A 21,166-nucleotide genomic window follows, 5' to 3' on the forward strand; every position below is an offset into this window, starting at 1 on the left:
CGATTGACTGTGATATCATGTCGCCACTTTTCGCCCAGAGCCGGGTGCTTTAGCTAAATTAGGTAAGAAAATGAACGTAGTTCAAGGTAATATCGAAGCGAAGAATGCCAAAGTTGCGATTGTAATTTCGCGTTTTAACAGCTTTTTAGTTGAGAGCCTGCTTGAAGGTGCACTTGACACGCTGAAACGTTTTGGCCAAGTCAGTGACGAAAACATCACTGTCGTCCGTGTACCTGGTGCGGTTGAGTTACCGCTGGCTGCACGTCGTGTTGCCGCAAGTGGTAAGTTTGACGGTATCATCGCACTCGGTGCTGTGATCCGTGGTGGTACCCCTCATTTCGATTTTGTTGCAGGTGAATGTAACAAAGGTCTAGCTCAAATCGCATTAGAGTTCGATCTGCCCGTTGCTTTCGGTGTATTGACTACAGATACCATTGAACAAGCCATTGAGCGTTCAGGTACTAAAGCGGGTAACAAGGGCGGCGAAGCTGCACTTAGCTTGCTAGAAATGGTCAATGTTCTGCAGCAGCTAGAACAACAGTTGTAATAGTAGGAAAAATAATGAAGCCTTCTGAGCGCCGCAAGGCCCGCCGTTTAGCCGTACAAGCCATCTATTCATGGCAACTAAGCGGGAATAATATTGCCGATGTCGAGCATGAGTTTTTAACTGAACAGAGTCTCGATGGTGTAGACGTAGCTTATTTTCGTGAGCTATTTGCAGGCGTAGCAACTAAGAAAACCCAACTGGATGAGTTGTTCATTCCACACTTGGACCGCCCCATTGATGAGGTGTCGCCAGTGGAGAAGGCCATAGTTCGCTTAGCTGCCTATGAGCTGACTTTCCGTAAAGATGTGCCATTTAAAGTCGCGATTAACGAGGCGATTGAACTGGCTAAAGCTTTCGGTGCGGATGAAAGCCATAAGTTTGTTAATGGATTACTCGACAAACTGGTTGCACGTAAGTAATAAGGACAAACGGTATCTTAGGATACCGTTTTTCATTGCTAACAAAGGTGGCCGATGTGAGTCGCGCCAAACTGTACAGTGAAAGAATTCCAACTTATTGAATGTTATTTCAATCACCGCGGCCCCACGCGCCGTGATGTCAAACTGAGTATTGGCGACGATTGCGCCCTAGTGCAGCCCGCCGAAAACAAGTCGATCGCCATCTCCTGCGATACCTTAGTCGAAAACGTTCACTTCTTCCCCGATATTCCCCCTCAAGCCTTAGGTTACAAAGCCTTAGCAGTGAATCTTTCAGATTTAGCCGCCATGGGGGCAGAGCCTGCGTGGATGACGCTTGCGCTTACCTTACCAGAGGTTAACGAAGCCTGGCTGAGTGGGTTTAGTGAGGGACTCTTCGAAGCGGCTGAATACTATGGTATTGCCCTCATTGGCGGCGATACCACCCGCGGCCCTAGAGCCATTAACATTACCGTGCATGGACAAGTGCCGCAGGGTAAGGCATTGACTCGTCACGGTGCAAAAGCGGGTGACTGGATTTATGTGACCGGTACGCTCGGCGATTCAGCATTAGGGCTGGATTTGATCCGTGGCGTGCAGCATGCGCGTGCGGAGCATAAAGAGTTCCTAATCAATCGCCATTATCGTCCAACACCTCGAGTGTTAGCGGGTCAGTCGTTACGGTCTTTAGCATCCAGCGCCATCGACTTATCCGACGGTTTTATTTCGGACATTGGCCATATCCTCAAAGCATCGCAGGTAGGCGCGGTTGTGGATGTAGGCTTGATTCCGTTGTCCCGCGCCATGCAGGATACCGTGAGCGAAGAGCATGCCTTAGGTTATGCGCTAACGGGGGGCGAGGATTATGAGCTGCTCTTTACCGTGCCAGAGGCGCAAAAAGGTGCGTTAGAAACTGCACTGAGCCACGCGGGGACTAAGTTTGTGCGGGTTGGACAAATTTGTGCGGGCAGTAAACTTAAGTTGCAACTCAATGGTGAGCCGTTTACGCCGCCATATCATGGTTTTGAGCACTTTTAATGAAGTTGTTATCCCAAGATCAGGCGCTGTCGCGCCTGTCTCTTAAAAATCCAATCCATTTTTTAGCATTAGGCTTTGGCAGTGGTTTAGCGGCTAAGGCACCTGGCACCTTTGGCACTTTGGCGGCGATTCCTCTGTATTTGCTGTTGGCTCAATTGCCCTTGGCTTGGTATTTAGCTGTGACCTTAGTGTGCGTGTTCGCGGGGATTTATATCTGCGATAAGGCGGCTAAAGACATGGGCGTGCATGACCATGGCGCGATTGTATGGGATGAGGTCGCAGGCCTGTTAATCACTATGATTGCGGCGCCTGCTGGAGTGCTCTGGTTAGTCGTTGGTTTTGTGCTGTTTCGTTTCTTTGACATTATCAAGCCTTGGCCAATCCGTTGGCTCGATGCCAAGGTCGAAGGTGGCTTTGGGATTATGATCGACGATGTATTAGCAGGCATTTTCGCGCTTATTGGTGTTCAGGCCCTAGCGGCTTTTATCCATTAACGAAACCGATTTGTGGTAATCAAGCAGCCTTTAGTGAATTCTAAAGGCTGTTTTTATTTGCGAGATTGTTGAGTGGAGAGTGATTAGCGCTTAGTGATTAGTGCGGATGTCGCGGTTTGACAATAAAGAGATCGGTTCGTAGCTTGTTAATAATATTTCGCGCCGCATTGCCTTTGAATGCGCTCAACATGCCTTTGCGTTCGGCGCTGCCCATCACCAGCATATTGACGTTGAGTCTACGGGCCTCATTGGAAATCGTATCTTCGGGTAAGCCTTCTTCGATGTGTAGATTATGTGTATTGAGATTGTGCTGTCGCGCTACCGTCGTAAGTCTCGCCTTATATTTTTCTCGCTCGGAGACTTGCTCTTGCGGCTGATGATTAAAGCTCATATAGAAGGGATCGGGTAAATAGCTATTAATTAAGTGCAGATCGTTCGAGAGCAGGCTGGCAATCCGTTTGCTTTCTTCTATCAGGGTTTCATTAAACTCAAGATGAGTGATGTTTTCATTGTCGAGTTCTAGTGCTGTGAGTACGTGGCCGTTCTCATGCCAATCTTCAAGATCTACAAACATCACGGGAATATGGGGTAATCGTAACAATTGCCATTCATCTGCAATTAAAAATTCATTGAAAAAGGGTGGATAGAATTTATGACTCACTATGATGAGATCATAATCTGACTGGTTACATTCATTGACAATAGCATTGTGTATTGAGTGGGATAAGCATTCTTTTATTTGGATTGGATATTGTTTATCGGGATAAGCCAAGATGGGCTTTCGCCTGTCATCGGACATGAGGTTGGATTTATCTCTATGAAATAAAAGGTTTAGATTAAAGTTATGAGTTCGTTTGACCTTGAGAACAGTCAAAGATGCTTGGCATTTTCTTGCCAAGACAACGGACTTTTTGAGCACGGCATTAGGTGGAACGGAATCATCAACCGCAGCGAGAATATGCTGGAAAGGCATGTTCAACTCCTATTGACCTGAGAGGTAATTAAGTCTAGGAGAGCAGGACTCATTCGAAAATATTAAATATCGCTAATAAATTTGCAATCTAGCTAATAATAATCTAATGGAAATTAAATTTTAAATTTCAGTTAATTACAATGAGCTTACAGAGGGCTTTCGATTATTTTTTTATAATCACTTCAGTTGATATGCAAATATATTTGCTAATAGTAGGTTTTGATAAAGCGTATAGCTTCATTGCGAGTTGAATATAATTTTTAATTATTAAATGTAAAATCTTAATGCTTTTAGTTTGTTAGCATTTCAGTCTTCCATCCTAAGTCATAAATAAGGCTCTGCTAGAGCCTTATTTATGTGTAAGCCTGAATTTACAGTTTGGTCTGGCGACTACTGTAATAACTCCCTGGCATTGGCTAAGGTATTCGTCGTAATCGTATCGCCACCGAGTAATCTGGCGAGCTCTTGGATACGTTGCTCCCTATCTAAAGGCATCATAGTGGTTTCAGTGCTTCCGGCCTTGTTGAATTTATTCACAAACATATGTTGATGGCCGTTACCAGCAACTTGAGGTAAGTGGGTCACACACAGAACTTGGGTCGACTCGCCAAGGCTACGCAGCATGCGTCCAACGACGGCTGCTGTGGGGCCTGAGATCCCAACATCCACCTCGTCGAAAATCAGGGTAGGGGTAGCAACCTTCTTCGCGGTAATGACTTGGATACCTAAGCCAATACGTGACAATTCGCCGCCTGAGGCAACCCTTGATATAGGTTGTAATGGCTGGCCTGGGTTGGTGGTAACCATAAACTCTATGTTATCGCTGCCGTTCATCGACATGATTTCTGGATTGAAATTCACTTCAATGGTGAACTTTCCCTTAGGCATGTTGAGCTCATGGATGGATTGAGTCACCAGCTTGTCCAGCTCTTTCGCATAACGGGCGCGGCTTTGACTTAGCTTTTGCGCGTTAGCGAGGTAGGCCACTTTACTGGCTTCCACTTGGCGTTGAATATCTTCTAGCTTATTTTCATCATGATCTAGGGTCGTGAGTTCGGCTCTGAGGGCGAGATGATGCTCGGCTAATTTATCAGGGCTGACATGGTGCTTACGGGCCAGTTGCATGGCTTTAGAGAGCCTTTCCTCTAAATAGGCAAAATGCGCCGGATCGAGTTCGAGTTTACTCAGGTAGTGCTGCAATTCGCCAGCACTTTCTTGTACTTGAATAAGCGCTTCGTTCAGCATAGTGCTGACATTGGTTAAAGCGGGGTCATAGCTTTGCAGATTCTCGGCAAGGCCGACGACTTTGTTCAGCAGTGATTCGATATTGCTCTCTTCGCCATCAGTGAGTAAAAACAGGCTGGCTTGGCAGCTATCAACCAGCTCTGTGCCATTTGCGAGGCGCTTATGTTCCTGTTCAATCTCTTCAAATTCACCAACCTTGAGATCAAACTCATCTAACTCTTCAACTTGATATTGCACCAGCTGTTTACGGGCGATACGTTCCTGCTGGGAGGCTTCTAATTGTTTGAGTTCGGCTTCAATTTGTTTACAGCGCTGATAGCTTGCCGCCACTGTATCTATCAACAGCCTGTGATTGGCGTAGCTATCGAGTAAGGTGAGCTGATGCTCACTCTTTAACATTGCATGGTGGGCGTGTTGGCCATGGATCCCCACAAGCAATTGCCCCAGTAATTTTAACTGAGTCAAAGGGACGGGATTGCCATTGATATAGGCGCGTGAGCGGCCGTCACTACCAATGGTTCGCCGTAGAATACACTCATCATCGAGTTCGAGATCGTTATCTTCGAGCCAACGTTTTGCAAGAGGTACATCCTCTAAGGAAAATCGGGCACTGACTTCGGTTTTGCTCGCGCCAGGGCGAACACTGCTGGCATCGGCACGGTTACCTAGGCATAAGCCTAGTGCGTCAATGGCGATGGATTTTCCCGCGCCAGTCTCACCGGTAATGCTGGTCATTCCGGGGCGAAAGTCCAGTTCAAGGAAACGTACGATAGCGAAATTGTTGATGCTGAGTTGGCAAAGCATAGTGAGTTCCTGTCGAAAAACTTACCAAATCACTGTATTGATAAACAGTATATACTGAATTTATATACAGTAAAGTGGCTTTGGGTGAATATTCGACATGTCGCGATAACCTAAAGCCTAATTATTTGTTTATGAATAGGTTTTAACGATCTGCTCCAGAATGGGTAAGCTGAAAAAGGTCACTATAGTGCCAAAGAGTATCCCTTGAGCACTGGTGGAGGCCTGAGTGTTATAGCGCTGCGCCAACAGATAGACGCTTGCCGCCGTGGGCAAGGCACTAAGAATGACGCCCATAACGAGATAGTCGCCCGTGACACCTACGCCTTTTAACATGAAGTAAACCAAGGCGGGTTGCAGGATGAGTTTAAACAGGTTGATAAGGCTCAGTTCGATAAAGTTTGTCAGGCTAAATACCTTGCTATCTTTTTGATAGCGCATGGCTTTAGCTAGTACCATGCCGACGGCAAAGAGGGCGCAGGGGCTGGACGTATTGCCTATCTGCTGGATCATCATTGCCAAGCCTGCTGGCAAGGTTATCCCTAATGCCGAAATGGCCACGCCAATAAAACAACCTATCACAATCGGGTTTTTCACCACGGCTAGCAGCATGATCACCGCGGCGTGATGTTGCCGCTGTTTATTGGTGGCGAGTTCTAGCGAGACCAAGGCCACGGCAAACATGAGTACGGACAATAAACTGGCAATCGCAGCGGCAACTAAGGCGCTTTGTTGTTGGGGGAATAAGATGACAAGGAGTGGAATACCGATAAATGCGGTATTACCAAAGGTAGCATTTAAGGCGCGCACGGCGGCTATCGCAGACTGTTTAGGATTCACCAGCAGGGAGATGCCGATACAAACGAGGTAAATCACCAACATACCTGCGCTGTACCCGGCGATAAATCCCCACTGTAGGATCTCTTCAATGGGCTGCTGCGCGAGTGCTATCAATAAGATGGCAGGAAACGCAATATAGTAAACATATTGATTGAGTACTTGGTCTGTTTCTACTGGGAGAAAGCGCAGTTTTTGCACCAGAGTGCCCAGCAGCATGATCCCAAAGACGGCAAACAGAGGGGTTAAAATGGTCATGTCCCTCACTCATCCTTTTGTATTTTTTTCCCGCGAGATGACCTTATTGCCCTTAAAACTCACAAGTGACCAAGAGGAGGTCATCAGGGCATTTTATCTCAGGTAATTGACTATAATCGGCGCTAGCGCAGTAAATTTATCGGCAAAATAGCATAGCATTCCCCCTGGAGGCTATTGCGCTATGGTCGTAGAAGTGAATAATTCTACGTTTAAAACACAATGAGGTAGTGCGCGTTATGGATGCAAGCACTCACATACACAATTGGGATTGAGAATGGCTGATGATGTAGGCGGCGAGCTGCAATTAATTTATCTGTTTGTGCATTTAGTGAATGCGGGGAGTTTTTCTCTGGCGGCTAAAGAACTCGATATGCCCATCGCCACCGTGAGCCGTAAGCTGGCCAAACTTGAGGAAAAGCTTGATAAGCAGTTGTTTATGCGTAGCACCCGTAAACTGCGGTTAACCGAAGAAGGCTTAGCATTATTCCAACGTTATCAGAGCGTCATTGCCCAATTTGATGAACTCAGTGGCATTGGTAGCGATAAGCCCGAAGGGACATTGCGGATTGCGGCGCCGATTTCGATTATTTCTATCATCTTTATCCGCGCATTGAACGAATTTGGGCGTTTATATCCCGATATTCGCTTACATATCTCACAAAGTAATGAGTTAGTGGATTTAATCGATAAAGGGATCGATGTGGCGATTGTGGGCGGCGCGCAGCCTGATTCCTCTTGGGTGTCGAGCACCTTAGGTGAACTCGATTATCGCCTGTTTGCCACGCCGGAATATTTAGCCACTGCGCCAAAGTTAACCCATCCCGATGACCTCGAAGCCCACCAGTTAATTAAGGTTTGGCCACTGTTTAATTGGCATTTAAAGCACCCCAATGGCGAGTCGTTCTATTTTAATGGTCCGACAAAACTCACGCTTACGGATCTTCACGGTGCGATTCAGGCGACACTCGACCACGGCGGCATTCTCTATGGCCCAGAATTATTTGTAAAACAACAGATTAAAGATGGTCAGTTAAAAGTGTTGCTGCCGGAATGGATAGGTGAGCAGCGCAGAATATCGATTCTGTATCACCAACGGAGTCAGCAGCCGCAGAAGGTCAGGGTGTTTATCGAGTTTATGCAGTCTAAGGCGCCTGAGCTGTTCTCGATGGCGTAAGCCTGTTAGCGTTTGCGAGGTTTTAGCGGATTTTTACTCATGGAGTTTTGGGTCTGTTTCGCCTCTTGCAGGCTGGCGCGGGTGGCTGGCAAGATACCCAGCTCAAGGTAGTAATTGACTAAACGGCGCAGTTCAAACAAGGAACCAATACGGCTTTGCTGACCTATGGTGAGTTTCCAGGTATCGGTGCGACCTTCGCTATTGGTTAAGATAAATCCTTGATAAACGAGTTTTTTCATATTGAATGGATGCTTGGCTTAATCCTATTCTTGAGGTGGAATCCCGTAGTCAGGATGCTACCTAATAGCGAACCACTCTTAGGTAGCAGGACTCACTTACGCGACGCTAATACCGATATTCGATACACCCGCTTCGATGATCTCTTTGCGCAAACCTTTCACTAACTCTGCGGTGATCTTAGGATTTTCTTCGATGATTTCCAGCAGCGTATTTTGCAACTCACGCTCTTCTTCCATCACTTCATGGGCGAAGACGTAGTCATCTAAGGCATCATCGGTTAAATCCACATCGCTGATGGTTTCAATGTAGTTTGCCACAGTGCTTGAGGATAACTTGCTGATATTAGTTATATCTTCCTCAAGGTTGGTTTGAATCGCCCCAAGCAGTGTTGAGAGGGCTACTACAGCATCCATCGCTGGATATACACCATAGCTATCAAAATCGGCGGGTTCAGGGGTGTTATCTTCTAAGCGCTGCAGATGCACATCGATGTTGAATTTAAGCTTGTTGTCGTACTGGGATTGCCAAAGAAGCTCGAGCACAGTGCTTAATACCACAGGATCACCAAATTCGCAAACCTCTGAAAACAATTGATAATTAGGTAACATTCGTTGGCAAAGGGCAATGGCAAAGAGTTTTTTCTGTGGTAGTTCTAGCGCCTTTAAACGCTTAAAGAAGCCCGTTTTTTTGGTCATCTGTAATTTCCGCTGATAGCTGTGATAGCACTTGTTTTGCCGCCGATTCTACCTTAGTTAGCTCATCAAGTAACTCTAGTATTTCCGGTTCGAGATCTTCGACACGGGCATCACGTTTCAATGCCGATTCAATCTCTTGGCATAATCGCTGTGTCGTTGGCACTCCGCAATAGCAACTGGCACCATGAAGTTTGTGGATAGTTGTGAGCATAGTGTCCTGATCGTCCTGACCCAGCGCCGTCTCGATTGCCAAGACGGTTTGGGGCAGCGAGTCCAACAGCATACGCAACATATCTAACGCCAAATCCGACTTATGGTTGGCTTGGGTGAGACACAAATCCCAGTTGAGGGTATGTAAATCGAAGTGGGTAAACTTGGGCCGGGTGATCCAGCGGTTTATCTCCGCTTTGAGGGCGGCTTCATCTATGGGCTTGGGCAAATAGCCATCCATACCACAGCCTAAAATCAGCTCACGCTCCTCGGCTATCGCATGGGCCGTCACGGCTATAATTGGCGTGTTGCGGTTCATCGACCCTTGACGGATTTGCTTAGTGGCGCTGATCCCGTCGGTGCCTGGCATCTGAATATCCATAAAGATAAGGTCAAAGGTGCGGCCCTTGGCTTGTTTCACGGCTTCTTCACCGCTGTTAACGGCGATAACTGTCGTCACTAACTCACTAAGCAGCGTATCAATCAGTTTTAAATTGGCAAAGTTATCGTCCACCGCCAATACGGTCAGTGATTGGCGCGCGGCGGGCACTGTGATGCTGGCAGGTGGTGAAATATCATATTCCATCGGTGGATAGAGCATATTGCGCGCCAGTTGGTGCTCGCTTACTGGCAGTGACAACACTACATCGGCATTGGGGCGAATAAACTGGCTTAGCACTTCCTGCTCTTGGCAATCGAACAGTACAATTAAGCAATCCGTCTTGGTCTTGGCTTGGTTTAAGGTGCTGACTAATTGATTGGGATTGCTAAATCCATGGCAGCTCAATAACACATAATCGAACTGATGCTCAGTGGTTGAGAGCGTCGTGAGTAAGCTCGGAATGTGTTGATGGTGGGTAACTTTGGTATCCCACTGTTTTAGTTGGCGACTAATCACCGAATGGGTGAGCACTCTGGGCTCATAAAACAGCACGGTTTTATCTTTGAGTTTTTCAAGGGGTAGCGAATCGCCGATCTGGAATTGACCTAGGCCCAATGGCAGGGTGAACCAGAAGTTTGAACCCTTATCCACCGCCGAGGTAAAGCCAATTTGGCCGCCCATTTGATTGACTAGGCGCTTAGTGATAACGAGCCCCAGCCCTGTGCCGCCAAAGCGGCGAGAAATCGAGGAGTCCGCTTGACCAAAGGCTTGGAAGAGGAAGTCCTGCTGGCTGTCGTCAATCCCAATCCCGGTATCAATTACATCACAGCGCAGTACCACTTGTTCGTCGGTTTGATTTTGTAGCTCTAATTTGACTAACACGCTGCCCGAATCGGTAAACTTGATGGCATTGCCTACTAAGTTATTGATAATCTGACAAACACGCATCGCATCGCCATTAACATTGTCGGGGACGTTGGGTGCAATATCGACAACTAACTCAAGCCCTTTCGCCTGCGCGCTGCCGGAGATTAAGGTAATCGTCTCACCTAAGGTTTCCCTTAAGCCGAATGGCATTTTTTCTAACACCATTTTACCGGCTTCGAGTTTCGAGAAGTCGAGAATATCGTTGATAATCGCCAGTAGGTTAGTCGCGCTGCGCTCGATGGTATTAATGTAATCGACTTGGCTCGAGTGCAACGGGGTTTTAACGAGCTGACGGGCAAAGCCTATCACGCCGTTTAATGGCGTGCGCAGTTCGTGGGACATGTTCGCCAAGAACTCCGACTTAATGCGGCTGGCCTCCAGCGCGCGTTTTTTGGCTAAGTCGAGCTCGACGTTTTGGATCTCAATCTGCTCTAAGGTTTCCCGCAGATCCGAGGTGGCCTGATCGATATTTTGCTGCATCTCATCGTGATATTCCGATAGCGAACCCGCCATGGCGTTAATACCGCGTTTAAGCAAATCCAGCTCACCGATAAGATTACCTTCGAGCCTCGCATCGAGTTTACCCTCGCGAATTTTGGCCACCACTCGCACCATTTCGGTAATCGGCTGGGTAACGTTTTTAACCAGACGAAAGGTAAACAACAGGTTTAATTGCACCCCAATCAAGACGATAATAAAGGCGGCCACGGCGGCCCTGTGCTGTTCGAGCAGCGCGCGTTCTTTATTGATAATCACCGAAATATAGCCGAGCAACTCGCCGTTATCGGTTTGAATATCAAAATTGATGGTCGCGCCCGGCGCCGGAGGGGCGGTAGCAAAAATCGGCGTTCGAAGGATAAGGCTATCGCCTACATGCTCGATTTCGGTTTTGTGCAGATTACTCAGCGCCTCTTTATAGCGCATGATTTCGAAGTCTTTGTGGTAATGCGATGTGACAAAGAGTTGATTTTGAATGTCAAAAATGGCGATGGATTTGACGAGTGTGGACTTATTGAGTTGCGCGGCGGCAAGGAGTCGTTTGGTCGCTTCCCTGTCATTGCCCACGAGTCCCACTTCACTGGCAATTGCTAAAGGTTCGATAATATTGCTGCCCTGTTCAATCAGCGTATCTTCGAGTTCATAGAAGCGATTTATGGTAAAGTAGCTGCCCAGCAGAATACCGACTAAGATCGTCGGCGCAAGCGCTAGCACCAGAACCCAGGAACGTAAGCTGTATTTGGTCATGTTGTTGACAGGGTTCATAGCCGCAGCGCAGTTTCCTAAATTCTAGGGACGATATGATTTTATAAGACTGCCAGAAAATGGGCGGTCTTTACCAGTTTTTTATTGATTTAGAGGCCGAAATGGCACAATTTTTTAAAGCAAAACCAAATAGTTCCAAGCAATTGTCCGCGAAGCAGTCCTTTAGCGTGCACCAGCTCGATCATCTAGGGGCAGGTATAGCACAACATCAGGGAAAAGTCGTATTTATCCCCGGCGCCTTGCCCAGCGAAACCGTGCAGGCGCAGCTGACCGAACAAAAGAAAAACTATGCCCGAGCCAAGCTAATTAAAGTCGAGACGCCGAGCGCTGAGCGAGTCACGCCGCTATGCCCACATTACCAAAGCTGTGGCGGCTGCGATTTACAGCATATGTCATTAGCTGGGCAACGCGAGCATAAGTCTGCGGCCTTGGTTGATATTATGGCTAAATTTGCTGGCGCCGAAGGCAACTCAGTGCCCGCCTTGACGGGTGAGGGGTGGCACTATCGTCGCCGTGCCCGCCTTGCGACCCTATTTGATAAAAATACCAAGCAGTTGAGCCTAGGGTTTCGTGCCTCGAGCAGCAACCAAGTCGTGCCTATTGATAGCTGTTTAGTCTTGGCGAAACCCTTATCGGATTTAATTGCCCCGTTTGCTAAGTTGCTTAATCAATTGGCGGCCAAATCGAGTCTTGGGCATTTAGAGTTGATTGATGCCGACAACGGCCATTTTGCGGTAATTCGGATCACTAAATCCTTAAATGATAAGGACATGGCTAAGCTTGCGCAGTTTGCCGAACATCATCAAATCCATATTTGTTTGCAAGACAACAACGGCGAGTTCCATGGGGTGAATGGCACGCTGTTATTGCCCGTTTACCAGTTGCTCGATGATAAAGCTGGTGCAACGCCTGTGAGCCTCACCTTCACCCCGGGTAACTTTGTGCAAGTGAATGCGCAAATTAACAAGGCCATGGTGGCGCAGGCGTTAGACTGGTTAGCGCCGCAGCCGGGTGAGCGAATTCTCGATCTCTTCTGTGGTATGGGGAATTTCAGTTTGCCATTAGCTAAACTGGGCGCCGAAGTGATTGGGGTTGAAGGGGTGCCAGATATGGTTAGCCAAGCCCGTGAAAACGCGGCGGCAAATGGCTTAAGCAATTTAACCTTTTACCATGGCGATTTAAGTGCCGATTTATCCTGCGAGCCTTGGATGGGCAAGATTGATAAGTTGCTACTCGATCCTGCCCGCGCGGGGGCGTTTGAGAGTTTGCAATGGCTTAAGAAGATGAAACCTCGCCAAGTAGTGTATGTGTCTTGTAATCCGGCGAGCTTGGCCCGCGACAGTGCGGTGTTACTTGAACGTGGCTACAAGTTACAAAAGTTAGGTTTAATCGATATGTTCCCGCAGACACATCATATCGAAGCCATGGCGTTGTTTGAGCTTGCAAAATAAAGCTTATCGGTTGGGCAAGGTTTCTTCACTTGCCCGCGTTATTCGAGTGTAAAGTAAGCAAAGCGTTTGAATAACGTAAAAAATGTGAAGTTTCGTCTCGTTGGGTTTGACAAGTCCGTGCCAATGCTGAAGATAGGAGTGCCGAGGTGGTGCCACTTTTCTCTGAGCACGAATAAGGAAATAAATTAGATGGTCTCTGTTCGCGAAGCGCACTTTAATGATCCCGATTTTCATCTTGAAGATTGGGTGGCTCGCTATGTCAGTCATGTCGAGGAGGCGCAAACCTTACTCACCCTGATTGCACAGGTCGAAGCCTTACCCGCTAAGAGTCCTGCCGCGAAAAGAGAACTGCTCGAACGTGCCCGCGAGATGATTGAAATCCTCGCGCCGCTGAATATGGATATCGAGACGCTGCAAGCGGCTATCCTGTTTGTGGTGTTTGATGCCGGTTTATTAAACGAAGAAGCAATCAAAGAAAAATTTGGCGAGTCCCTCGCGCGGTTAGTCGCCAGCGTTGTGACCATGGATGCCATTGGTGCGTTAAAAATTAATCCCAATAGCCGCTCAACCGAGCCGCAAATCGACAATATCCGCCGCATGTTACTGGCGATGGTCGAAGACGTACGCGCCGTGGTGATTAAACTGGCCGAGCGTGTTTGTTTGCTGCGCGCCGTGAAAAATGCCGACGAAGAAACCCGCGTCTTGCTTGCCCGCGAAATTGCCGATATCTATGCACCGCTCGCTAACCGTTTGGGGATTGGTCAGTTAAAGTGGGAATTAGAAGATATTTCCTTCCGTTATCTGCATCCAGATACTTACAAGGACATTGCGAAACAGCTCGACGGTAAGCGGTTAGACCGCGAAGTCTATATCGAAAAATTTGTCGAGCAGTTGCAGCAGCGCCTCGATGAGGATCATATCCGCGCTAAGGTGTATGGTCGTCCAAAACATATCTACAGCATCTGGCGCAAGATGAAGGGCAAACACCTCAAGTTTGATGAGTTGTTTGACGTGCGCGCCGTGCGGATTGTCACCGAGCGTTTGCAGGACTGCTATGGCGCCTTAGGGGTCGTGCACACTCTTTGGCACCATATCCCGCGCGAGTTCGACGACTACGTGGCCAACCCTAAACCTAACGGTTATCAATCGATTCATACCGTAGTGGTGGGGCCTGAAGGTAAAACCGTTGAAATTCAAATTCGTACCCAAGATATGCATGAAGATGCAGAGCTGGGGGTTGCCGCGCACTGGAAATACAAAGAGGGTAATCACTCCGGCAAACAGAGCGGCTACGAAGAAAAAATCAATTGGCTGCGTAAAATTCTGCAATGGCAGGAAGACGTGGTCGAGAGCGGCAACTTGGTTGAAGAAGTCCGCAGCCAAGTGTTTGAGGATAGAGTCTATGTCTTTACCCCTAGCGGTGAAGTCGTTGACTTGCCACTCGGCTCAACCGTGCTCGACTTTGCCTACTATATTCACTCGCAGGTCGGCCATAAGTGTATCGGTGCCAAGGTCGATGGCCGCATTGTGCCGTTTACTTATCAGGTTGAAACGGGTGAGCGTATCGAGATCATCACCTCGAAGCACCCTAATCCTAAGCGTGATTGGCTTAATCCCAACTTAGGTTATATCCGCACATCGCGGGCGCGCTCGAAAATTCAGCATTGGTTTAAGCAGCAGGACCGCGATAAAAACATTATCGCTGGCAAAGAAATGCTCGAAGCCGAGCTGGCGCGAGTCAGCCTTAAAATCAAAGATGCCGCCATCGCCGTTGAGCGTTTTAATATGGCGAGTATGGACGACTTGCTTGCAGCTATCGGCGGCGGTGATGTGCGTTTACATCAGGTCGTTAACCATATTCAAAGTAAGTTGCGCCTCGATGAGGCGAGCGAAGAAGATGCGGTAGAAGAATTAGTTAAGAAGAGCCAACCTAAATCTGGCACCAATAGCCGTGGGCAGGTGGAAGTGAATGGCGTGGGTAACTTACTCAGCCATATCGCCCGTTGCTGCCAGCCTGTGCCAGGGGATGAGATTTTAGGCTTTATCACTAAAGGGCGCGGTATTTCGGTGCATCGCTCCGACTGTGAACAGGTGAAAGAGTTAATGCGCGTTCACCCAGAACGTGGCGTCGATGTGGTTTGGGGCGAAAATTACTCTGGCGGTTATCGCATGCGCCTGCGCGTTTTGGCCCATGATCGCAGCGGCTTATTGCGGGATCTGACCTCGGTACTCGCCGCCGAAAAATCCAATGTGCTTGCCATGAGTTCCTCATCGGATATTAAGAATCAGACGGCGGCCATTGAGCTGGAATTAGAGCTTTATAATCTCGATGGCTTATCGCGGGTGTTATCTAAGCTCTCCCAAGTCGATAGCGTGATAGAAGCAAGACGGCTTTAAGGTTAGCAATACCTTTCGAAGCGATTAGCCTCGAAATTAGCTTTGATAAGAGATATAGATTGGGGGGGCGGGAGGCTGTTCACCATTCTGAGCAATGGCATTTGCTCTCCGACGCGCAGCGAGTCCGTCCTTGGATGCTCGACCGCCCCATCCGTGGGGCGGACGGTCGTCTCGCAAATCACCATTGCTCAGCTTCCTAGCATCGTTGTTGGCTGTAGGTTTCAAAGAGACACACAGCATGCTTTGGGACATTTCCGAGTTATATTTTTAGCTCGAATTAGTGAATTTCTAATTAAAATTTCTATGGGCTAACATTTTAAATAACCGGCCCGCGTAGCGGGTCCGGCGGAAGCAAAGTTGATTTATTTGTTAAGGCTTAACTTGCCAGTCCAATAATCAATGGATAATTTAACTGCGTTATCAAAATCAACGATTGAACCATCTACTAATTCTACCTCTAGCATGGAAATGTCAAAGCCACGACTAAATCCAGATGAAAACGCGCCCTGGTGAACCTGGGCTTTTCGGATAACTGGAGTTCGTGTTTTATCTAAACTGGCATGTTTTGAACCATTACATATATCGCGCATGACTCGGAGACTTGGACACTCACTCCCAACATATCCTTGTAAATCAATTAATTGTTTATATGGGAGGTTGTTTTTGTACTCTTCATAATACCAATCACACAAGTGCCAGAGTTTTCCTGCACATTCGACGGCAAGCTCTTCATTAAGCGGATCAGTAAGGAATACTGCAATCTTTCTTTGTACTGAATCCCAGTAATTAATAAATGAGTTAGTGCCAAACGAGTAATGCATTATCTATGACCTTAACGTCTTAGTATTTATGCGCTGCGCTGTTTGCAGGGCATAAATCGCTTGTTGGACTTGGCCGCTGCCACATCCATGTCAATTGGTATAAATGATGCTATAGGAATTTGCTTTTTTGCGGTAGCGGTTTTTTATACAGTTTGGTTGGTAATTACTTGATATTGTTTTAGCTTTCTCATGCTTTTACGCTTATTTTTTGCTGATTAATCGCTATCTAACGACTCAAAACTCCAAGGATTACATCTTCCCTCGGAGTTGCCGCGGGGCGAGTAGACAAATTGCGTGAGTCTCGCCACGGATGGCGAGCTAGCTTTCGCAGGTGCAGGGACGCATCCTTCGGAAGCGATAGCAAATTTGGCAATGAGCACAAGGGGCTTTCAACTCCGTTAGGGGCGTCTTGGAGCATCCAAGGAGGATAGGACGAGCAGTTCTCCTTGGTCGGGTGTGGGGTGAAGCCCCACGACTTTGATTAAGCATTCAAGCTACGAAAAAGATGGGATACATAACATCTAAGTCGAACCATCAACTTTTCTATAGGCAGAGCTTTACTTGGCCTATTCCCCTTTTAAACTGCGAAACCCACTTTGGGGCATATTCTCTTCACTAAAATCTTATCTCTGACTCAAAATAGCACTTTAAGCTTGGCTACTTTATCATTAGCGCTTTATTGCCATTATTGCAGCCTTAGTTGCGACTCAGCTTGAGTGTATTCCTGTTTACGCATCCTGCACTTGTGTCGACTATCTTGAAAGGATATCAGCATGACTTCCCATACCACGCCTTCTATTTCTGAGCTTTCAGCAACAGCACTTTCTGCAACCGATGTCGCGCCGCTACTGAAGATTATGGAGAAGCTGCGCGATCCGCAAACGGGTTGTCCTTGGGATAAAGCGCAGACCTTTCAAACCATAGTGCCTTTTACCCTCGAAGAGGCCTATGAAGTGGCCGACACTATTGAACGTTTAGCCCTAGACGAGCTGCCCGATGAGCTGGGGGATTTATTATTCCAAGTGGTGTTTTATTGCCAGCTAGGCAAAGAGCAGGGCAGGTTTGATTTCAGCACCGTCGTCAATAAAATCACCGACAAACTCACTCGTCGTCATCCCCACGTGTTTGGCGAAGCCACGTTTGAGGCCGATGCCAGTAGTCAGCAAATGAAAGCCAATTGGGAAGCAATCAAAGCCAGCGAGCGTGAACAAAAGGCATTGGCGGCTGGGGTGACTTCACCAAGCGAGGTTTCTGTGCTTGATGATATTCCGCGTGCACAGCCGGCGTTATCCCGTTCAATCAAAATTCAGCAGCGGGTCGCACGTGTCGGGTTCGATTGGCCTGAGCTTGAGCCCGTTGTCGCAAAAATCCACGAAGAAATTGATGAAGTGCTGGCGGAGGTGAATCAGCCAACACTCGACCAAGCCAAAGTACAGGCCGAAATGGGCGACTTATTGTTTGCGGTGGTGAATTTGGCGCGTCATTTAAAGGTGGACCCAGAACAAGCGCTGCGCCAAGCCAATGTTAAATTTGAACGCCGTTTTAAAGGTGTAGAGGCATTTGCAAGACAAAATAATAAAGCATTAGAAGAACATAGCTTAGAAGAGTTAGATGCCTATTGGGATAAGGTTAAACAGGGCGAGCCAAGATAAAGGGCAAATTATCCGGATTGGTGTTTGTCGAATGGCAACACCTTTGGTATACTACTGCCCCGTCCTAGTGCTTTCTTACAAGCACGTATTTTCAAACTCATTTTCTCAGGTTCAGCATGACTACAAGGTATATCTTCGTTACTGGTGGTGTGGTTTCATCACTAGGTAAAGGCATTGCAGCCGCTTCATTAGCCGCAATTTTAGAGGCCCGTGGTCTCAATGTAACCATCATGAAACTGGACCCATACATTAACGTTGATCCAGGTACCATGAGCCCAACGCAACATGGTGAAGTGTTTGTGACTGAGGACGGCGCAGAAACAGACCTTGACCTTGGCCACTATGAGCGTTTCATCCGCACTAAGATGAACCGTCGCAACAACTTCACTACGGGTCGTATTTACGAGGAAGTACTGCGTAAAGAGCGTCGCGGTGATTACTTAGGTGCGACCATTCAGGTGATCCCACACATCACTAACGCGATCAAAGAAAAAGTGATTGCAGGTGGTGAAGGTCACGATGTGGCTATCGTTGAAATCGGCGGTACTGTGGGTGATATCGAATCACTGCCATTCCTTGAGTCTATCCGCCAGTTAGGTGTTGAACTGGGCCGCGATCGTACCCTGTTTATGCATTTAACCTTAGTACCATTCCTTGGCGCAGCGGGTGAAGTGAAAACCAAACCGACTCAACATTCAGTCAAAGAATTGCGTTCTATCGGTATTGCACCAGATGTGCTGATCTGCCGTGGCGACCGCGCGATTCCTGCCAACGAGCGTGCGAAGATTTCGTTATTCTGTAACGTTGAAGAACGTGCGGTTATTTCATTAAAAGATGTCGACAGCATCTACAAGATCCCAGCGCTGCTGCGCTCACAGGGTTTAGATGACTTAGTGGTTAAGCGTTTTGGCTTAGAATGCCGCGAAGCTGACTTGTCTGAGTGGGAAAACGTCATTTACCAAGAAGCTAATCCAAACGGCGAAGTCGTGATTGGTATGGTAGGTAAATACATCGAACTGCCAGACGCCTATAAGTCAGTCAACGAAGCATTAAAGCACGCTGGCCTTAAAAATCGCGTATCTGTGACTATCAAGTATATCGATTCACAAACCGTAGAAGCGAAAGGCGATGAAGTTCTGCAAGGTTTAGACGGTATCTTAGTTCCAGGCGGCTTCGGTGAGCGCGGTGTGGAAGGTAAGATTCTGGCGGCTAAATATGCCCGTGAAAACGAGCTGCCGTACTTTGGTATCTGTTTAGGTATGCAAGTGGCGCTGATTGAATTTGCCCGTAACGTTGCAGGCATGGCCGATGCACACTCAACCGAATTCAATAAAGCAACGCCATTCCCAGTGGTTGGCTTAATCACTGAATGGGTTGATGAAGAAGGTAACGTTGAACAACGCCATGAAGCCTCTGATTTAGGTGGCACTATGCGTTTAGGGGCACAGTTATGTCACCTGCTTGAAGGTTCAAAAGCGGCGCAAGCGTACAAAGGTAACACTTGTGTTGAGCGTCACCGTCACCGTTACGAAGTGAACAACAAGTACAGAGAACGTTTAGAGCAAGCGGGTCTAGTATTTAGTGGTTTATCTTCTGACCGTAAACTGGTTGAGATGATTGAGCTGAAAGATCATCCTTGGTTTGTTGCGGGTCAATTCCACCCAGAATTCACTTCGACCCCACGCGATGGTCATCCATTGTTCGAAGGTTTCGTTGCTGCCGCAAGTGCACATCAAAAACGTGATCTGAAGAAATAAATTTTAAGGCCGGACCCGCGACAGTGGGCCCGGCCTTTTGTTACACTCAGGCCGCGTAATCATGAGTCAAAACTCATACCCATGTGTATAAACGACATGCGTATAGACGGAAATAGTAAACGGAATTTAAAGATTTTGGTCGTACTCTACATCTGTTAATTCCCATTGGTATTGGTTTTTTCTTTTCTCTTTTAAACTTAAATCGAGGGTAATATGGCTAAGATTATTAACGTGATTGGTCGCGAGATTATGGATTCTCGTGGTAACCCAACAGTTGAAGCCGAAGTGCATTTAGAAGGTGGTTTTATCGGTATGGCGGCTGCGCCATCTGGTGCATCTACTGGTAGCCGCGAAGCGCTGGAACTGCGTGATGGCGACAAGAGCCGTTACTTAGGTAAAGGTGTATTGACTGCTGTGGCTAACGTAAACGGCCCTATCCGTGCTGCGTTAATCGGTAAAGATGCGACTGCACAGGCCGAACTCGATCAAATTATGATCGACTTAGACGGCACTGAAAACAAAGACAAGTTAGGCGCTAACGCGATTCTGGCTGTGTCTTTAGCGGCGGCTAAAGCGGCTGCAGCATTCAAAGGCATGCCTCTATACGCTCACATCGCTGAATTAAACGGCACACCTGGCCAATACGCTATGCCAGTGCCTATGATGAACATCCTTAACGGTGGTGAGCACGCTGATAACAACGTTGATATCCAAGAGTTCATGGTTCAACCTGTTGGCGCGAAAAACTTCCGCGAAGCTTTACGTATGGGCGCTGAGATTTTCCACACCCTGAAAAAAGTACTGCACGGTAAAGGTTTAAGCACTTCTGTGGGTGACGAAGGTGGTTTCGCACCTAACCTGTCTTCTAATGCTGATGCATTAGCGGTAATCAAAGAAGCTGTTGAATTAGCAGGTTACAAGCTGGGTACTGACGTGACTCTGGCATTAGACTGCGCGGCTTCTGAGTTCTACAAAGACGGTAAATATGACCTGTCTGGCGAAGGCAAAGTATTCGATTCAAACGGTTTCTCTGACTTCCTGAAATCACTGACTGAGCAATATCCAATCGTCTCTATCGAAGACGGTCTGGACGAGTCAGATTGGGACGGTTGGGCATACCAAACTAAGATCATGGGCGACAAGATCCAATTAGTGGGCGACGATTTATTCGTAACTAACACTAAGATCTTAACCCGTGGTATCGAGAACGGCATCGCAAACTCAATCCTGATCAAGTTCAACCAAATCGGTTCATTAACTGAAACCTTAGCGGCTATCCGTATGGCAAAAGCGGCGGGTTACACTGCGGTGATTTCACACCGTAGCGGTGAAACTGAAGACGCTACTATCGCTGATTTAGCGGTAGGTACTGCGGCTGGCCAAATCAAGACGGGTTCACTGTGCCGTTCTGACCGTGTTGCTAAATACAACCAATTGCTGCGTATCGAAGAGCAATTAGGTGAAAAAGCACCATACCGCGGTTTGAAAGAAATCAAAGGTCAGGCGTAATTTAGTCGTCTGATGTAAAAAGGCCACCACTTGGTGGCCTTTTTTGTTGTACTATCTGCAGTATATTTTTTTAATTCAA

At 47.5% G+C, this 21,166-nt stretch carries 17 protein-coding genes; 10 read left to right on the forward strand and 7 right to left on the reverse strand.

Annotation, left to right across the window (positions count from 1 at the left end):
* The first annotated feature begins 70 nt into the window (after positions 1–70).
* The 4 genes from ribE to SHEWMR4_RS05755 all read left to right on the forward strand — a co-directional run bounded on the left by ribE (position 71) and on the right by SHEWMR4_RS05755 (position 2,495).
* A complete protein-coding gene (gene ribE / locus SHEWMR4_RS05740; protein WP_011073313.1) occupies positions 71–547 on the forward strand; it encodes a 6,7-dimethyl-8-ribityllumazine synthase in 477 nt (158 codons plus the stop codon).
* Between the two features lie 14 nt (positions 548–561).
* Positions 562–966, forward strand: coding sequence for a transcription antitermination factor NusB (nusB, locus tag SHEWMR4_RS05745; RefSeq protein ID WP_011621889.1), 405 nt, complete (start codon positions 562–564; stop codon positions 964–966).
* Positions 967–1,044: 78 nt separating this feature from the next.
* Entirely contained in the window at positions 1,045–2,001 is a 957-nt protein-coding gene (gene thiL, locus SHEWMR4_RS05750) for a thiamine-phosphate kinase (protein ID WP_011621890.1), read from the forward strand.
* Complete coding sequence (locus SHEWMR4_RS05755; protein WP_011621891.1) at positions 2,001–2,495, forward strand: phosphatidylglycerophosphatase A; 495 nt, start codon at positions 2,001–2,003, stop codon at positions 2,493–2,495. Before thiL ends, SHEWMR4_RS05755 begins: the two co-directional genes overlap by 1 nt.
* Positions 2,496–2,592: 97 nt before the next feature.
* Here SHEWMR4_RS05755 and SHEWMR4_RS05760 read toward each other — a convergent pair whose 3' ends face one another.
* From SHEWMR4_RS05760 to SHEWMR4_RS05770, 3 genes are all read right to left on the reverse strand, one after another.
* Positions 2,593–3,468: a universal stress protein gene (locus SHEWMR4_RS05760; RefSeq protein WP_011621892.1), complete on the reverse strand. Its 876-nt coding sequence runs from the start codon at positions 3,466–3,468 to the stop codon at positions 2,593–2,595.
* Between the two features lie 390 nt (positions 3,469–3,858).
* Complete coding sequence (gene recN, locus SHEWMR4_RS05765) at positions 3,859–5,517, reverse strand: DNA repair protein RecN (protein ID WP_011621893.1); 1,659 nt, start codon at positions 5,515–5,517, stop codon at positions 3,859–3,861.
* A gap of 129 nt (positions 5,518–5,646) precedes the next feature.
* On the reverse strand, positions 5,647–6,609 hold the full coding sequence (locus SHEWMR4_RS05770) for an AEC family transporter (protein WP_011621894.1): 963 nt from the start codon (positions 6,607–6,609) through the stop codon (positions 5,647–5,649).
* A 274-nt stretch (positions 6,610–6,883) separates the two neighbouring features.
* Here SHEWMR4_RS05770 and lldR point away from each other — a divergent pair, with 274 nt between their 5' ends.
* Positions 6,884–7,783, forward strand: coding sequence for a LysR family transcriptional regulator LldR (lldR, locus tag SHEWMR4_RS05775; protein ID WP_011621895.1), 900 nt, complete (start codon positions 6,884–6,886; stop codon positions 7,781–7,783).
* 5 nt (positions 7,784–7,788) lie between these two features.
* Here the strand turns inward: lldR and SHEWMR4_RS05780 are convergent, their stop codons facing one another.
* The 3 genes from SHEWMR4_RS05780 to barA form a co-directional block, all read right to left on the reverse strand.
* Positions 7,789–8,022, reverse strand: a complete 234-nt coding sequence (locus SHEWMR4_RS05780; RefSeq protein WP_011621896.1) for a DUF3319 domain-containing protein — start codon at positions 8,020–8,022, stop codon at positions 7,789–7,791.
* A 96-nt stretch (positions 8,023–8,118) separates the two neighbouring features.
* The gene (locus SHEWMR4_RS05785; protein WP_011621897.1) at positions 8,119–8,718 is read right to left on the reverse strand and encodes a YjaG family protein; all 600 of its coding nucleotides are present in this window, start codon (positions 8,716–8,718) and stop codon (positions 8,119–8,121) included.
* Positions 8,693–11,500, reverse strand: a complete 2,808-nt coding sequence (barA, locus tag SHEWMR4_RS05790; RefSeq protein ID WP_011621898.1) for a two-component sensor histidine kinase BarA — start codon at positions 11,498–11,500, stop codon at positions 8,693–8,695. The genes SHEWMR4_RS05785 and barA overlap by 26 nt, the downstream gene beginning before the upstream one ends.
* Positions 11,501–11,601: 101 nt before the next feature.
* On the opposite strand from barA, the gene rlmD reads away from it, so the two are divergent.
* Together rlmD and relA are read left to right on the forward strand one after the other, a co-directional pair.
* The gene (gene rlmD, locus SHEWMR4_RS05795; protein WP_041408998.1) at positions 11,602–12,951 is read left to right on the forward strand and encodes a 23S rRNA (uracil(1939)-C(5))-methyltransferase RlmD; all 1,350 of its coding nucleotides are present in this window, start codon (positions 11,602–11,604) and stop codon (positions 12,949–12,951) included.
* A gap of 189 nt (positions 12,952–13,140) precedes the next feature.
* Complete coding sequence (relA, locus tag SHEWMR4_RS05800; RefSeq protein WP_011621900.1) at positions 13,141–15,348, forward strand: GTP diphosphokinase; 2,208 nt, start codon at positions 13,141–13,143, stop codon at positions 15,346–15,348.
* 362 nt (positions 15,349–15,710) lie between these two features.
* Here the strand turns inward: relA and SHEWMR4_RS20915 are convergent, their stop codons facing one another.
* Entirely contained in the window at positions 15,711–16,169 is a 459-nt protein-coding gene (locus SHEWMR4_RS20915) for a hypothetical protein (RefSeq protein WP_011621901.1), read from the reverse strand.
* A gap of 773 nt (positions 16,170–16,942) precedes the next feature.
* Here SHEWMR4_RS20915 and mazG point away from each other — a divergent pair.
* The 3 genes from mazG (at position 16,943) to eno (ending at position 21,087) form a co-directional block, all read left to right on the forward strand.
* Positions 16,943–17,821 carry a nucleoside triphosphate pyrophosphohydrolase gene (mazG, locus tag SHEWMR4_RS05815; protein ID WP_011621902.1) on the forward strand — a complete coding sequence of 293 codons (879 nt, stop codon included), beginning with the start codon at positions 16,943–16,945 and terminating at the stop codon, positions 17,819–17,821.
* Between the two features lie 116 nt (positions 17,822–17,937).
* Positions 17,938–19,578 (forward strand): CTP synthase, encoded by a 1,641-nt coding sequence (locus tag SHEWMR4_RS05820; RefSeq protein ID WP_011621903.1) that lies wholly within the window; start codon positions 17,938–17,940, stop codon positions 19,576–19,578.
* A gap of 213 nt (positions 19,579–19,791) precedes the next feature.
* The gene (gene eno / locus SHEWMR4_RS05825; protein ID WP_011621904.1) at positions 19,792–21,087 is read left to right on the forward strand and encodes a phosphopyruvate hydratase; all 1,296 of its coding nucleotides are present in this window, start codon (positions 19,792–19,794) and stop codon (positions 21,085–21,087) included.
* Positions 21,088–21,166 lie beyond the last annotated feature (79 nt).

It is taken from the genome of Shewanella sp. MR-4, from assembly GCF_000014685.1.
Lineage (GTDB): Bacteria > Pseudomonadota > Gammaproteobacteria > Enterobacterales > Shewanellaceae > Shewanella.

Excerpts from the sequence above, each read along its gene's own strand:
- SHEWMR4_RS05780 (WP_011621896.1), bottom strand. The coding sequence starts at position 8,022 with ATGAAAAAACTCGTTTATCAAGGATTTATCTTAACCAATAGCGAAGGT.
- SHEWMR4_RS20915 (WP_011621901.1), bottom strand. The coding sequence starts at position 16,169 with ATGCATTACTCGTTTGGCACTAACTCATTTATTAATTACTGGGATTCA.
- SHEWMR4_RS05785 (WP_011621897.1), bottom strand. The coding sequence starts at position 8,718 with ATGACCAAAAAAACGGGCTTCTTTAAGCGTTTAAAGGCGCTAGAACTA.
- recN (WP_011621893.1), bottom strand. The coding sequence starts at position 5,517 with ATGCTTTGCCAACTCAGCATCAACAATTTCGCTATCGTACGTTTCCTT.
- mazG (WP_011621902.1), top strand. The coding sequence starts at position 16,943 with ATGACTTCCCATACCACGCCTTCTATTTCTGAGCTTTCAGCAACAGCA.
- lldR (WP_011621895.1), top strand. The coding sequence starts at position 6,884 with ATGGCTGATGATGTAGGCGGCGAGCTGCAATTAATTTATCTGTTTGTG.
- SHEWMR4_RS05820 (WP_011621903.1), top strand. The coding sequence starts at position 17,938 with ATGACTACAAGGTATATCTTCGTTACTGGTGGTGTGGTTTCATCACTA.
- nusB (WP_011621889.1), top strand. The coding sequence starts at position 562 with ATGAAGCCTTCTGAGCGCCGCAAGGCCCGCCGTTTAGCCGTACAAGCC.
- SHEWMR4_RS05770 (WP_011621894.1), bottom strand. The coding sequence starts at position 6,609 with ATGACCATTTTAACCCCTCTGTTTGCCGTCTTTGGGATCATGCTGCTG.
- barA (WP_011621898.1), bottom strand. The coding sequence starts at position 11,500 with ATGAACCCTGTCAACAACATGACCAAATACAGCTTACGTTCCTGGGTT.
- eno (WP_011621904.1), top strand. The coding sequence starts at position 19,792 with ATGGCTAAGATTATTAACGTGATTGGTCGCGAGATTATGGATTCTCGT.
- SHEWMR4_RS05755 (WP_011621891.1), top strand. The coding sequence starts at position 2,001 with ATGAAGTTGTTATCCCAAGATCAGGCGCTGTCGCGCCTGTCTCTTAAA.
- rlmD (WP_041408998.1), top strand. The coding sequence starts at position 11,602 with ATGGCACAATTTTTTAAAGCAAAACCAAATAGTTCCAAGCAATTGTCC.
- relA (WP_011621900.1), top strand. The coding sequence starts at position 13,141 with ATGGTCTCTGTTCGCGAAGCGCACTTTAATGATCCCGATTTTCATCTT.
- SHEWMR4_RS05760 (WP_011621892.1), bottom strand. The coding sequence starts at position 3,468 with ATGCCTTTCCAGCATATTCTCGCTGCGGTTGATGATTCCGTTCCACCT.
- ribE (WP_011073313.1), top strand. The coding sequence starts at position 71 with ATGAACGTAGTTCAAGGTAATATCGAAGCGAAGAATGCCAAAGTTGCG.